Below are 13636 nucleotides of genomic sequence, written 5' to 3'. Positions count from 1 at the left end.
GGTTTCACCTTGCAATGCCTCTGGTGGATTACGCCGCGGCGCGGCTAATCCACCCTACGGGTCTATGCTCTACCCAGCCTACGTTCGGAAATCTGCTGCCGTGAAATGCGTTGTAGGGTGGGCTTGCAGCGCGCCGCTTGACGCTGGAAGCTAGCGCCCATGAACAAACGAATCCTACTGAACTGCGATATGGGTGAAAGCTTCGGCGTCTGGAGCATGGGCGACGATGCTCACGCCATGCCGCTGGTGGATCAGGCCAACCTGGCCTGTGGCTTCCACGCCGCCGATCCGTTGACCATGCAGCGCACCGTGGCGCTCGCTGCGCAGCACGGCGTGGCGATTGGCGCGCACCCGGCTTACCCGGATCTGGTCGGTTTCGGTCGCCGGCATATGGCCTGCTCGGCGGAGGAGGTGCGGGCCATGGTGCTGTATCAGATCGGCGCACTGGAGGCCTTTTGCCGCGCCGCCGGTACCCAGTTGGCTTACGTCAAACCGCATGGCGCGCTGTACAACGACCTGGTGCGCAACGACGCGTTACTGGCTGCGGTGCTGCAAGCCTGCGCCGCCTTTCGCCCGGGCTTGCCGCTGATGGTGCTGGCCTTGGCCGATAACCGTCGCGAACAGCGCTTGGCCGCGGCCGTCGGGGTGCCGCTGTTGTTCGAGGCCTTTGCCGACCGCGCTTATCTGGCCGATGGCCAACTGGCGCCACGGCGTCTGGCCGCTGCGGTGCATCATGATCCCGAGCGGATCTTGCAACAGGCCTTGGCGATTGCCCGTGCTGAGCCGTTCCCCGATCTGGATGGTGCGCCGCTGCAGCTGCGCGCCGACAGCCTCTGCGTGCATGGCGACAATGCCGAGTCACTGGCCGTGCTGCGGCGTCTGCGCGCAATGTTGGACGCGGCATGAGCCGGCGATGATGCGAATCGAACCGGCCGGTGCACAAGCGCTGCTGCTGGTGCTGGCCGAAACCCCGGATGCGGATTTACCGCTGCGCATTGCCCTGCTGGCCGAGCGTATCCGTCAGCGTCTAGGCCCGATGCTGATTGACCTGGTGCCCGGCTGGACCAGCCTGCTGCTGCATTACGACCTCATGCGTACCGATCACCTGCAATTGGCCGCGCAGCTGGCGCCCTTGCTGGAAGCCTGGCAGGCCGAGCCGCCGCCAAGCGAGGCCGGGCGCTTACAGCAAATCCCGATCTGGTACGTCGCTGAAGACCTTGAGTCCGTGGCCGCCGCCTGCGGTTTGAGCGTGGCCGAGGTAATCGAGTTGCACAGCGCGGGCGAATACCGGGTCGGCGCCATCGGTTTCGCCCCGGGCTTCGCTTACCTCGGCGAGCTGGACGCCCGCCTGGCGCTGCCGCGTCGCGCCACGCCTCGCACGCAGGTGCCAGCCGGTAGCCTGGCGATTGCCGAACGCCAAACCGCGATCTACCCGCAAGCCTCGCCAGGCGGCTGGCACCTGATTGGCCGTTGCCCTTGGCGCTTGTTCGACGCCCGTGCGACACCGGTGTGTCCGCTGGCACTGGGCGACCGGGTGCGCTTTGTACCGATCGATCGGCAGAATTACCTCGCCCAGGGTGGTGAGTTGTGACGGGGCTCAAGGTCATCAAGCCAGGCCCGTTGAGCCTGTTGCAGGATGCCGGGCGCTTCGGCTGGCAGCATCTTGGCGTCTCCCCGGCCGGTGTGCTGGATCAGCAGGCGGCGGCGTGGGCCAATCGGCTGCTGGGCAATGCTTGGGGCACGCCGCTGTTGGAGATCGCGCTCGGTGGGGTGGAGCTGGAAAGCCAGGTGGATACCTGGGTTGCGGTCTGCGGCGCCGATCTGCCGATACAGCTGGAGGGGCAGGTGCGACCGGGCTGGTCGCGTTTTCCGCTACGGGCCGGTCAGCGCTTGAGCCTGGGGTTTGCCCGGAGCGGCCAGCGCGGTTATCTGGCGGTGGCCGGCGGCTTTAGCGCGCCACCGGTGCTGGGCAGTGTCGCCTGTCAGGTGCGCGAGGGGTTGGGCGGTGTACACGCGGATGGACGCGCGCTGTTGGCTGGCGATTGCCTGAGCTGTGCGCCGGCGCAGTTGTCTTGCCCGGCCAGCGTGCCTTGGCCCTATATCCCGGACCACCGGCAGATACCGCTGTTGCGGGTAATCACAGGCGGTGATGCGGCCAGTTTCGCTGAGGACCAGTTGCAAGCCTTCTTCGCCCAACACTGGCAGCTCAGCCCGCAGTCCGACCGCATGGGTGCACGCTTGCAGGGGCAGGCGTTGAGCGTGCCGGCGCGGCAATGGTCGCTGGGGGTGGCGACGGGCGCCATTCAGGTGCCGCCGGATGGTCAGCCGATTGTGCTGCTGGCAGACCGACAGACCATGGGCGGTTACCCGCTACTCGGGTGGCTGCATCCGCTGGATTTGGGCCGACTGGCGCAATGCCCGGCGCAGCAGAACCTGCGTTTCACCGTGATCAGCCTGAGCGATGCGCAGGCGCAGTTGCGTGTTTTTTATCGTTTCTTTGGGCGTTGAAACGGGTGGGCGGGGATTGTGTAGGAGCGAGCTCTGCTCGCGAATAGCCGCCACGCGGAGTCCTTAGCGAACAGACCGTAGGCTGGGTAGAGCGTTAGCGAAACCCAGCATGTGCGGCGATTTAGCTGGGTTTCGCCCGCAGGGCTCTACCCAGCCTACAGCTGGTGCCATTCACTCCAGTTGCAGCCCGCACACTCCATTCCCTCGCCCCTTGGGGGAGAGGGTTAGGGAGAGGGGAGGCAAAGCGCGGCGCAATCCGAGAGGGGCTACGGCAAGACTAGCGCGTTGATCCGCTCTGCGTGGTGGCAAGCCACCTGCCGCGCATCCAGCAGACGTAGCGCCGGCTCCTCGGTCTGGCAACGCTCGGTGGCGTACGGGCAGCGCTTGTGGAACGCGCAGCCCGAAGGCGGATTGAGCGGGTTGGGCAGTTCGCCGACGATCTTGATCTTCGGTTTCAGCGGGTCCGGGTGAATGGTCGGCGTGGCCGAGAGCAGCGCCTGGGTATAGGGGTGCAACGGGCGGCTGTAGATCAATTCTTTCGGGCCCATCTCCACCGGGCGACCGAGGTACATCACCAGCACCTGGTCGGCGACATGCCGCACCACCGCGAGGTTGTGCGAGATGAACACGTAGGCGGTATTGAACTCGGCCTGCAGGTCCATGAACAGGTTGAGCACCTGGGCCTGGATCGACACGTCCAGTGCCGAAGTCGGTTCGTCCGCCACCAGCACTTTCGGGTTGAGCATCATCGCCCGCGCCAGGGCGATCCGCTGGCGCTGACCGCCGGAGAACATGTGCGGGTAGCGCTGGTAATGCTCGGGGCGCAGACCGACTTGCTGCATCATCGCCTGGACTTTCTCGCGCCGCTCGCTGCGCGACAGCGAGGTGTTGATCAGCAGCGGCTCGGCCAGTTGATCACCGATCTTCTGCCGTGGGTTGAGCGAGGCGTAGGGGCTTTGAAAGACCATCTGCACATCGCGACGCAGTTGCTTGCGCTCGGCCTTGCTGGCGCCGGTGACTTCCTGGCCGCCAATCTGAAGAGAGCCGGAAGAGGGCTCCTCGATCAAGGTCAGGGCGCGGGCCAGGGTGGATTTACCGCAGCCGGACTCGCCGACCACGGCCAGGGTTTTGCCCGCTTCCAGCTCGAAGGACACCCCGTTCAAGGCGCGCACGGTGGCGTGGCCCTTGAACAGACCACGGGACACCTCGTAATGGCGGGTGAGATCGCGGGCGGTCAGTACGACACTCATCGCGTCACCTCCTGATTCAATGGCAGCTGGTTCAGTGGAAAGAAGCAACGCACCGCTCCCAGAGCGCTCGGGTCGAGGCTTGGACGTTGTGCACGGCATTGCTCTTGGGCATATGGGCAGCGCGGCGAAAGCAGGCAACCGTGCGGCCGGTCGTAACGGCCGGGGACGATGCCCGGCAGCGTGGACAGGCGCGTGGCACCCTGGCAGTGCTCGGGGATCGCCGCCAGCAGGGCTTCGGTGTACGGGTGCGCCGGCGCATCGAACAACTCCGGCACCTTGCCGACCTCCACCGCTTGACCGGCATACATCACGCAGACTCGGTCGGCGGTTTCCGCAACCACCGCGAGGTCGTGGGTGATCAGCACCAGGGCCATGTTCCGGTCGCGCTGCAGATCGAGCAGCAGGTCCATGATTTGCGCCTGGATGGTGACGTCCAGCGCGGTAGTCGGCTCGTCGGCGATCAGCAGTTTCGGCTCGCCGGCAATGGCCATGGCGATCGCCACGCGCTGGCTCATACCGCCGGAAAGTTGGTGCGGATAAGCGTTCAGGCGGCTGGCAGCGCCGGGAATCTCGACCCGTTCAAGCAGTTCCAGTGCCCGTTGGCGCGCGGCTTTGCCGGACAGGCCGAGGTGCTGACGGATCACTTCCTCGATCTGGAAACCCACGGTGTAGCTGGGGTTGAGGGCTGTCATCGGGTCCTGGAAAACCATGGCCAGGTCTTTGCCGATGATGCGCCGACGTTGCCGACCTTTCAGCTTGAGCATGTCGGTGCCATCGAAGCTGAGTTCGTCGGCCTTGACGATGCCGGGGGCGTCGATCAACCCCATCAGCGCCAGCATGGTCACCGATTTACCGGAGCCGGACTCGCCGACGATGGCCAGCACTTCGCCCTTCTCGACGGACAGATCGAGGCCGTCGACCACTGGCACTGCATTCGCGTCGCCGAAGCGCACGCTGAGATTACGGATGTCGAGGAGGCTCATACGGCGGGCTCCTTGGGGGCGTAAACCGCCATGAAATAGAGCGGGTCAGTGATTTTTCTCACCTTGGACTCCTCAGACTGCATTCTTGAGTTTCGGGTCGAGCGCATCGCGCAAGCCGTCGCCCATCAGGTTGATCGCCAGCACACTGAGCAGGATGGTCAGGCCAGGCAGGCTGACCACCCACCAGGCGCGCTCGATGTAGTCGCGCGCAGAGGCCAGCATGGTGCCCCACTCAGGGGTTGGCGGCTGTACGCCGAGGCCGAGAAAACCCAGTGCGGCGGCATCCAGAATCGCCGAAGAAAAGCTCAGGGTTGCCTGCACGATCAGTGGCGCCATGCAGTTGGGCAGCACGGTGATGAACATCAGGCGCGGCAAGTCGGCACCGGCCAGACGCGCGGCGGTAACGTAGTCGCGGTTCAGTTCGCCCATCACCGCGGCACGGGTCAGGCGCACATATGACGGCAGCGACACGACAGCAATCGCGATCACCGTATTGATCAGCCCTGGGCCGAGGATGGCGACAATCGCCACCGCCAGCAGCAGCGAGGGCAGGGCCAGCATCACGTCCATCACACGCATGATCGCGGGACCGAGGATGCGCGGGAAGAAACCGCCGATCAGGCCGAGAAAAACCCCCGGAATCAGCGACATCAGCACCGAGCTCAAACCGATCAGCAGTGACAGGCGCGAACCGTGGATCAGCCGCGACAGCAGGTCACGGCCGAGCTCGTCGGTCCCCAGCAGGAACTGCGCGTTGCCGCCTTCCAGCCAGAACGGCGGGGTCAGCAGGAAATCCCGAAACTGCTCGCTCGGATCGTGCGGCGCGACCCAGGGCGCAAACAGCGCGCAGAACAGGATCAGGGTCATGAACAGCAGGCCGGCGACCGCACCTTTGTTGCGCGCGAAGGCCTGCCAGAATTCTTTCAGCGGCGAGGGGTAGAGGGCGCTCGGGTCGGCCAGTGCAGTAGTGGTATTCATGCTTGCCTCCATAGAAGGTGTTTTCAAAATCGTCGATGCGCAGACAATTTGAAACAGCTTCTTAGCGTTGATGACGGATGCGTGGATTGACCAGGCCATAGAGGATGTCTACGACGAAATTGACCAGGATCACTAGGCAGGCGATCAACAGGATGCCGTTCTGCACCACCGGATAATCGCGGGCGCCAATCGACTCGATCAGCCATTTGCCGATGCCCGGCCAGGAGAAGATGGTCTCAGTCAGCACCGCACCGGATAGCAGCGTGCCGACCTGCAGGCCGAACACCGTCAGCACCGGGATCAGTGCATTACGCAGGCCATGCACGAAAACCACGCGGGCCGGCGACAGGCCCTTGGCGCGCGCAGTACGCACGTAGTCTTCGCGCAGCACTTCGAGCATCGCCGAGCGAGTCATCCGCGCGATCACCGCCAATGGGATAGTGCCGAGCACAATGGCCGGCAGGATCAGGTGTCGTAGGGCGTCCATAAAGGCACCTTCTTCATCGCCGAGCAGGGTGTCGATCAACATGAAACCGGTAACCGGCTGGATGTCATACAGCAGGTCGACGCGCCCGGAGACCGGCGTCCAACCGAGGCCGACGGAGAAGAACATGATCAGCAACAGGCCCCACCAGAATATCGGCATGGAATAACCGGCCAGGGAGATGCCCATCACCCCATGGTCGAACAATGAGCCGCGCTTCAACGCCGCGATCACCCCGGCGAGTAGGCCGAGCGTGCCGGCGAACAGCAGGGCGGCGATGGCCAGCTCCAGGGTCGCTGGAAACAAGGTGAGGAACTCGTGCCAGACGCTCTCGCGGGTACGCAGCGATTCGCCCAGATTCCCCTGGACGAGATCGCCGATGTAGTTCAGGTACTGTTCATACAGGGGTTTGTTCAGGCCCAGGCGCTCCAAGGCCTGGGCGTGCATTTCCGGGTCGACGCGGCGTTCACCCATCATCACTTCCACCGGGTCGCCGGGGATCAGGCGAATCAGCGCGAAGGTCAGCAAGGTGATGCCGAAGAAGGTGGGGATTAATAGCCCCAGGCGGCGGGCAATAAAGGACAGCATGGCGTTTCGGCACTCCACATCAGGTTCATCTGTTCGACTGGCTGCATAGGCCGGCCGGTTCGTTATGCTTGTGTAGGAGCGGATTTATCCGCGATGCGCTTGGGCTACCGAGGCGCCCTCTTCGCGGATAAATCCGCTCCTACAGTCATGTAGGGCGGATTAGCGAAGCGTAATCCGCTGTTCGTTGAGGTACGGCGATTCCATGACCTGTGCGGTGGATTACACCGCTTCGCGGCTAATCCACCCTAGGGTTCTCGTTTCACCTTGGAAAAGTTATTCGAGCCCATCGGGCTCTGGACGAAACCGTACACATCGCGGCGCAGTACGCTGAATTGCTTGGGATGAGCCAAGGGAATCCACGGCGCTTGCTCATGGAAAATCGCCAGTGCCTGTCGATAGAGGGCAGCCCGCTGGTCTTGTTCGCGGGTTTGTCGGGCTTGCTGGATCAGCGCGTCGAAGAGCGGATCGCACCAGCCGGCCTGGTTTTCCCCGGAGGCTGCGGCGGCGCAGGACAGGTTAGGCGTGAGGAAGTTGTCCGGGTCGCCGTTGTCGCCGGCCCAGCCCATAAACACCAGATCATGTTCACCGTTCTTGGCCCGTTTGATCAGTTCGCCCCATTCGTACACGCGGATATCCGCGGTGATGCCGATTTTCGCCAGGTCGGCCTGCAGCATTTGCGCACCGATACCGGGATTGGGGTTGGTCGGCCCGCCACCGGGGCGGGTCCAGATCGACAGGTGGAAGCCGTTTTGCTGACCGGCCTCCTTGAGCAACTGGCGGGCGCGCTCAAGGTTATGCGGCCAGCCTTTGAGGCTCGCGTCGTGGCCCCACAGCGTCGGCGGGTAGGGCGCCACCGCCGGGCTGGCGCCGCCTTCGCCGAATTGCGCGCGCAGGTAGACGTTTTTATCGAAAACCAGATTGATCGCCTGGCGCACACGCACATCGTCCAGTGGCGGATGCCGAGTATTCAGGGCGACATAGGCAATCAGCAGCGAGTCCAGCTCCAACACCTTGAGTTCAGGATCGCTGCGCAGGGCCGGAATATCGGTCGGCCGCGGGTAGAGCGCGACCTGGCAATCATTGGCTTGCAGCTTTTGCTGGCGCACGTTGGGATCGGCGGTGATGGCGAAGATCAGGCGTGCCAGTTTGGGCGCGCCGTTCCAGTAATCCTGGTTGCCGGTAAAGCGCACTTGCGCGTCTTTGCTGTAGCGCTCGAAGACAAACGGCCCAGTGCCGATCGGCTGTCTGTTGAGCTTGTCCGGCTGCCCCTGGGCGAGTAACTGCTCCGCATATTCCGCGGAATAGATAGAGGCAAAACCCATGGCCAAATCTGCCAGGAAAGGCGCCTCCGGATGCTTCAGGGTGAAGCGCACGGTGTTGTCGTCGAGCTTCTCGACGCGCTCGATCAGCGTGGCCATTCCCATCGACTCGGCGTAAGGAAATCCCCGGCCGGCCAGTTTGTGCCATGGGTGCTGCGGATCGAGCTGGCGCTGGAAGCTCCACAGCACATCGTCGGCATTCAAGTTGCGGCTTGGACTGAAGGTTTTGCTGTGATGAAACTTCACCCCTTGGCGCAGATGAAAGGTGTAGCTCAAACCGTCTGCGGAGATTTCCCAGCGCTCGGCCAGGCCGGGGCGTAGCTCTGTGCTGCCGGGGGCGAAACTCACCAGACGGTCGAAAACTGTTTCCGCCGAAGCATCGGCGGTAGTTGCTGCGGTGTATTGAACGATGTCGAAGCCTTCGGGGCTGGCCTCGGTGCAGACCACCAGGGTATCCATTGCTTGTTTGTCGATCGCCGCCATCGCAGTGGCGCTAGTCGGCACGCCAGCCAGCAAGAGACCGTTCAGCAGCAGGCTGTTAAAAAAAGCATTAGGACGACTCATGCGGGTGTTCCCCCCAGGGTACGACGGTTCATGCCTGCGGCGACCGAGTAGGTCGCCACAGCATGGTTGCCTGAGCCAGTGGGTAACCGGCTCGGGCAATAGGCTTAGAACCTGTTCAATATCTGCTGCGCTCGCGACGCTCTTGAACAGGTTCTCTGGGGTTACTTACCGACGCTGACGCCGTAGAAGGAGTTCAGGGCGAACGGACTGATCTTGAAGTCCTGCACGCTCTTGCGCATCGGTTGATACACGGTGGAGTGGGCGATCGGGGTGATCGGCACTTGGTCCTTGAGGATGTGTTGAGCCTGCTTGTACAGCTCGGTGCGTTTGGCTTGGTCAGTGGTGCGTTTGGCCTCTTTGATCAGCTTGTCGTAGTCGGCGTTGCACCACTTGGAGAAGTTGTTGCCGTCTACCGCATCGCAGCCGTACAGGGTGCCCAGCCAGTTGTCCGGGTCACCGTTGTCGCCACTCCAGCCGATCAGCATGGCGTCGTGTTCGCCGGCTTTGGCGCGCTTGAGGTACTCGCCCCACTCGTACGTGACGATCTTCGCCTTGATGCCGACTTTGGCCCAGTCGGACTGCAGCATCTCAGCCATCAGCTTGGCGTTGGGGTTGTACGGGCGCTGTACCGGCATGGCCCATAGGGTGATTTCGGTGCCTTCCTTGACGCCGGCGGCCTTCAGCAGCTCTTTGGCTTTTTCCGGGTTGTAGGCGGCGTCCTTGATGGTCTCATCGTAGGACCACTGGGTCGGCGGCATGCCGTTCACGGCCAGTTGGCCGGCGCTCTGGTACACCGCGTCGATGATGCCTTGCTTGTTCACCGCCATGTCCAGCGCCTGACGCACTTCCAGCTTGTCCAGCGGCTTGTGGGTGACGTTGTAGGCTATATAGCCATCGTTGAAGCCCGGCTGCGATGGCATCTGCAGGTTCGGGTCTTTCTTAAGCGATTCGAGGTCGGCCGGGCGTGGGAACAGGGTGATCTGGCACTCGTTGGCCTTGAGCTTCTGCATGCGCACCGAAGCGTCGGTGGTGATGGAGAAGATCAGGTTGTCGATCTTCACGTCACCCGGAACCCAATAGTCCTTGTTGCCGGTGAAGCGGATCTGCGCGTCTTTCTGATAACGCTTGAACACGAAGGGGCCGGTGCCAACCGGCTTCTGGTTGATGTCGGCAGCCTTGCCGGATTTCAGCAACTGGTCGGCGTATTCGGCGGACTGGATCGAGGCGAAGCTCATTGCCAGGTTCTGGATAAACGCAGCGTCGACACTGGCCAGGGTGAACTTGACGGTCTTGGCGTCAATTTTCTCGACCTTGGTGATATTGGCGTCCATACCCATGTCGGTGAAGTAGGGGAACTCGGTCGGGTAGGCCTTGCGGAACGGATGGTCTTTATTGAGCATGCGCTCGAAGGTGAACAGCACGTCGTCCGCGTTGAATTCGCGGCTCGGCTTGAAGTACTCGGTGGTATGGAACTTCACGCCGTCACGCAGGTGAAAGCTGTAGGTCAGGCCATCGTCGGATACCTCCCAACTGGTCGCCAGGCCAGGAATCACCGCAGTGCCGCCACGCTCGAACTGGGTCAGGCGGTTGAACACGGTTTCCGCCGAGGCGTCGAAATCGGTGCCAGTGGTGTATTGGCCTGGGTCGAAGCCGGCGGGGCTGCCTTCGGAGCAGTACACCAGGTTAGTGGCGGCATGGGCGAAGGGCGCGCTGGCGAGTAGCCCGGCGGCGAGCATAAAGGGAACGGCAACGTTTTTACGCATGGTGGCCTCAGGTTTGTTGTCATTGTTTGAGGTACGGCCTCGTGAGCCGACCCGCGTGAAACTATGCAGGGCGTATGCCCAGTGCAAGTCACTCGGTCCAATCAGTGTAGAAGCTGTGGCGAGTTCGTCCGTGGATGTCGCCTTTCTATAATTCCAGGCGCTTTGCGCGAGGCGGCGACGCTGTAAAAAAGCGCCACCGCACAGGATCAGGGCATCTGCACTTCGATGACGCCATCGGCGTTGACCGTGACCTCGCTAGTGCCGGCTTCGATTTCCGGTACCGGCGCGGCTTTGGCCATCGACATGCTGCCCGCCATGGCATCCATGCGCATCGGCCGGATCGGCTGGAAACCCGCGCTGTTGAGGCTCAGATTGACCAACTTGTAGCTTTTGCCGCCGAGGGCTTCAGTGGCCAGTTGCGCACGGGCCTTGAAGGCGGCAACCGCTTCCTTCAGCAGCTCGTCTTCACTCTTTTTGCGTGAAGGGTTGGAGATCGCAAAGTCCATGCTGCCCATCTTCAAGTCCTTCAGCAGTTCGCTGGTCAGCTTGGATAGCGTGGCGAAGTCGGCGCTTTCAAGGCGTAGTTCGGCACGTTCGCGCCAGCCGGTGATCTGTTGGCCTTTCTCGTCGTAGATCGGGTAGCTGTTGCGGCTGCCGAGTTTGACGCTGACGTTTTTGACCTGGCAAGCCTGCTCCACGGCAATGTTCAGGGTCTGGGTGGTTTCGGCGGCGAGCTTGGCCGGATCGCTGTTTTGCACCTCGCTATAGAGGGTGACGTGCATCAGGTCATGGGCCACGTCCTGGTTGACTTCGGCGCGCAGGGCGATTTGGTTGTAGCGTGCCTCGTCAGCCAAGGTCGGCAGGCTGGCGAGAGCGGCAGAACTAAGGGCGAGGGCGGCGGCAAGACGGGTGAGGGATCGCATTACAACTCCTTGTGTGGTTTTTCGGTCATGTGCCCGTTAAATGCTGAGCTGGGCTGCTGATCTTCGTAAGAGCGAGCCTGCGACCCACATGGATGTGGGAAATGCGGCAAGCCGTCGGGAACGGCTGCCGCCTCGCGAAAGCCTGTGAAGCAAAAGCTTCGCGGGCCAGCCCGCTCCTACAGGTTTTGCGTTTTTCCAGCCCGTAGGCTGGGTTTCGCCAAAAACGGCTCTACCCAGCTTACAGATACCGCAATAGCGCTTCCTTGAGCGGATAACGAGTATCAGACTCTAGCCCGCGAGGCCGGGTTCCGTAAGCGCTGACTGCGGCGCGTTGACGCAGTTGGGCAGGCGGGCCCGCCGCTTGGTTATACTCGCCCCGGTCATCTGGAGCGCTCATCAGGAGAGCTCATGCTCGCGCCCGTTCAATTGTTATCTGCCAGCCACCAGAATCTCTGGCGCCTGACGTTGATCCGTATCCTTGTGTTGGCCGCTCAGGCGGGTTCGGTGGGCTTCGCCTATTTGTCGGACTTCCTGCCGCTGCCCTGGTTGGCGCTGAGTATCACCCTCGGGTTTTCCGCCGTGCTCTGCGTGCTGACGGCCCTGCGCCTGCGTGGGCCGTGGCCGGTGACCGAGCTGGAATACGCCGGACAACTGGCCTGCGACCTGATCATCCACAGCGTGTTGCTGTACTTTTCCGGCGGCTCGACCAACCCCTTCGTCTCCTACTACCTGGTGCCGCTGACCATCGCCGCGGCCACTTTGCCGTGGCTCTATTCGGTGATCCTCTCCGGCCTGGCGCTGGCCAGCTACACGTTGCTGTTGGTCTGGTATCACCCGCTGGACATGCAACTGGTGGAGCGCGAGAAGCTGCTGATCTATGGCATGTGGCTGAGCTTTGCGCTGGCGGCGGCGCTGATCACGTTCTTTGCGGCGAAGATGGCCGAAGAGCTGCGCCGCCAGGAACAGTCGCGCGCGCAACGCCGTGAGGAAGGCATGCGTGACCAGCAATTGCTCGCCGTGGCGACCCAGGCCGCGGGCGCCGCCCATGAACTGGGTACGCCGCTGGCGACGATGAGCGTGCTGATCAAGGAGCTGCGTCGCGAACACCCAGACCCGCTGCTGCAGGAAGACCTGGCGGTGCTGCAGGAACAGGTCAAACTCTGTAAGGAAACCCTGCAACAACTGGTGCGCGCCGCCGAAGCCGACCGCCGCTTGACGGTCGAGGAGCAATCGGTGGGCGTCTGGCTGGAGACCGCGCTGAACCGTTGGCACCTGATGCGTCCGGAAGCCAGTTATCGCTACCAAGTTCTAGGCTCCGCTGGCAGTTTGCCGCGCTTGTCGCCGCCACCGGACCTGACCCAGGCGTTGCTCAATCTACTGAACAATGCGGCGGATGCCTGCCCCGAGAAGCTTGATATCCGCCTGGATTGGAATACCACCGAGCTGTGCATCAGCATTCGTGACCATGGCGCCGGTGTGCCGCTGGCGATTGCCGAACAGCTCGGTAAACCGTTTTTCACCACCAAGGGCAAAGGCTTCGGGCTCGGCCTGTTCCTTAGTCAGGCCAGCGTGACGCGGGCCGGCGGTTCGGTGAAACTCTATAACCATGAGGACGGCGGCACGCTCACTGAGCTGCGTCTGCCGCGTCTGCCCGCGTAATGGAGAATGCTATGAGCGAAGAGAACCAGATCGAAGGCGAAGACCAGCCGCATCTGCTGCTGGTCGACGATGACCCTACCTTCACCCGGGTCATGGCCCGCGCGATGAACCGCCGTGGCCTGCGCGTGTCTATCGCCGGTTCCGCCGAAGAGGGCTTTGCCCTGGCCGAGCAGGACCTGCCGGATTACGCGGTGCTGGATCTGAAGATGGACGGCGACTCAGGATTAGTGCTGCTGCCGAAGTTGCTGGCGCTGGACCCGGAAATGCGCGTGGTGATCCTCACCGGCTACTCGAGCATCGCCACCGCAGTGGAAGCGATCAAGCGTGGTGCCTGCAACTACCTGTGCAAGCCGGCGGATGCCGACGATGTGTTGACCGCCTTGGTCTCCGAGCACGCCGACCTTGATAGCCTGGTGCCGGAAAACCCGATGTCGGTCGATCGCCTGCAGTGGGAACATATTCAGCGCGTGCTTGCCGAACATGATGGCAACATCTCCGCCACCGCTCGCGCGTTGGGGATGCATCGGCGTACATTGCAGCGCAAGTTGCAGAAGCGACCGGTTCGGCGCTGAGAGTGCCACCGAAGAAAACCAGATGAGTCAAGGAGCGCCTATTGA

Annotated in this window: 12 protein-coding genes; 5 read left to right on the top strand and 7 right to left on the bottom strand. The window is 62.6% G+C overall.

Translation table 11 applies throughout. The features are described 5' to 3' along the window. The first annotated feature begins 159 nt into the window (after nt 1-159). The 3 genes from D3879_RS00955 to D3879_RS00945 are packed head-to-tail and all read left to right on the top strand — an operon-like array spanning nt 160 to nt 2508. Entirely contained in the window at nt 160-906 is a 747-nt protein-coding gene (locus tag D3879_RS00955; RefSeq protein ID WP_119952276.1) for a 5-oxoprolinase subunit PxpA, read from the top strand. 7 nt (nt 907-913) lie between these two features. After that, complete coding sequence (gene pxpB / locus D3879_RS00950) at nt 914-1591, top strand: 5-oxoprolinase subunit PxpB (RefSeq protein WP_119952275.1); 678 nt, start codon at nt 914-916, stop codon at nt 1589-1591. Then, nucleotides 1588-2508: a 5-oxoprolinase subunit C family protein gene (locus D3879_RS00945; protein WP_119952274.1), complete on the top strand. Its 921-nt coding sequence runs from the start codon at nt 1588-1590 to the stop codon at nt 2506-2508. Before pxpB ends, D3879_RS00945 begins: the two co-directional genes overlap by 4 nt. 266 nt (nt 2509-2774) lie before the next feature. On the opposite strand, the gene D3879_RS00940 is transcribed toward D3879_RS00945, so the two are convergent. The 7 genes from D3879_RS00940 to D3879_RS00910 form a co-directional block, all read right to left on the bottom strand. Next, complete coding sequence (locus D3879_RS00940) at nt 2775-3758, bottom strand: peptide ABC transporter ATP-binding protein (protein ID WP_119952273.1); 984 nt, start codon at nt 3756-3758, stop codon at nt 2775-2777. Next, complete coding sequence (locus tag D3879_RS00935) at nt 3755-4741, bottom strand: ABC transporter ATP-binding protein (protein ID WP_119952272.1); 987 nt, start codon at nt 4739-4741, stop codon at nt 3755-3757. The genes D3879_RS00940 and D3879_RS00935 overlap by 4 nt, the downstream gene beginning before the upstream one ends. A 72-nt stretch (nt 4742-4813) precedes the next feature. Next, nucleotides 4814-5719, bottom strand: coding sequence for an ABC transporter permease subunit (locus D3879_RS00930; RefSeq protein WP_119952271.1), 906 nt, complete (start codon nt 5717-5719; stop codon nt 4814-4816). Nucleotides 5720-5780: 61 nt separating this feature from the next. After that, nucleotides 5781-6791, bottom strand: coding sequence for an ABC transporter permease subunit (locus D3879_RS00925; RefSeq protein WP_119952270.1), 1011 nt, complete (start codon nt 6789-6791; stop codon nt 5781-5783). A gap of 245 nt (nt 6792-7036) precedes the next feature. After that, nucleotides 7037-8674 (bottom strand): ABC transporter substrate-binding protein, encoded by a 1638-nt coding sequence (locus D3879_RS00920; protein ID WP_420800893.1) that lies wholly within the window; start codon nt 8672-8674, stop codon nt 7037-7039. Nucleotides 8675-8835: 161 nt separating this feature from the next. After that, a complete protein-coding gene (locus D3879_RS00915) occupies nt 8836-10437 on the bottom strand; it encodes an ABC transporter substrate-binding protein (RefSeq protein WP_119952269.1) in 1602 nt (533 codons plus the stop codon). Nucleotides 10438-10643: 206 nt separating this feature from the next. Beyond that, a complete protein-coding gene (locus D3879_RS00910) occupies nt 10644-11360 on the bottom strand; it encodes an SIMPL domain-containing protein (protein WP_119952268.1) in 717 nt (238 codons plus the stop codon). A gap of 408 nt (nt 11361-11768) precedes the next feature. Between D3879_RS00910 and D3879_RS00905 the strand changes: the two genes are divergently transcribed. Both D3879_RS00905 and D3879_RS00900 read left to right on the top strand, forming a co-directional pair. Then, complete coding sequence (locus tag D3879_RS00905) at nt 11769-13019, top strand: ATP-binding protein (RefSeq protein ID WP_119952267.1); 1251 nt, start codon at nt 11769-11771, stop codon at nt 13017-13019. A gap of 11 nt (nt 13020-13030) precedes the next feature. Next, on the top strand, nt 13031-13591 hold the full coding sequence (locus tag D3879_RS00900; RefSeq protein WP_119952266.1) for a response regulator transcription factor: 561 nt from the start codon (nt 13031-13033) through the stop codon (nt 13589-13591). Nucleotides 13592-13636: the final 45 nt, after the last annotated feature.

The organism is Pseudomonas cavernicola (assembly GCF_003596405.1).
GTDB lineage: Bacteria > Pseudomonadota > Gammaproteobacteria > Pseudomonadales > Pseudomonadaceae > Aquipseudomonas > Aquipseudomonas cavernicola.
This window is presented reverse-complemented; position numbering and strand designations above follow the sequence as displayed.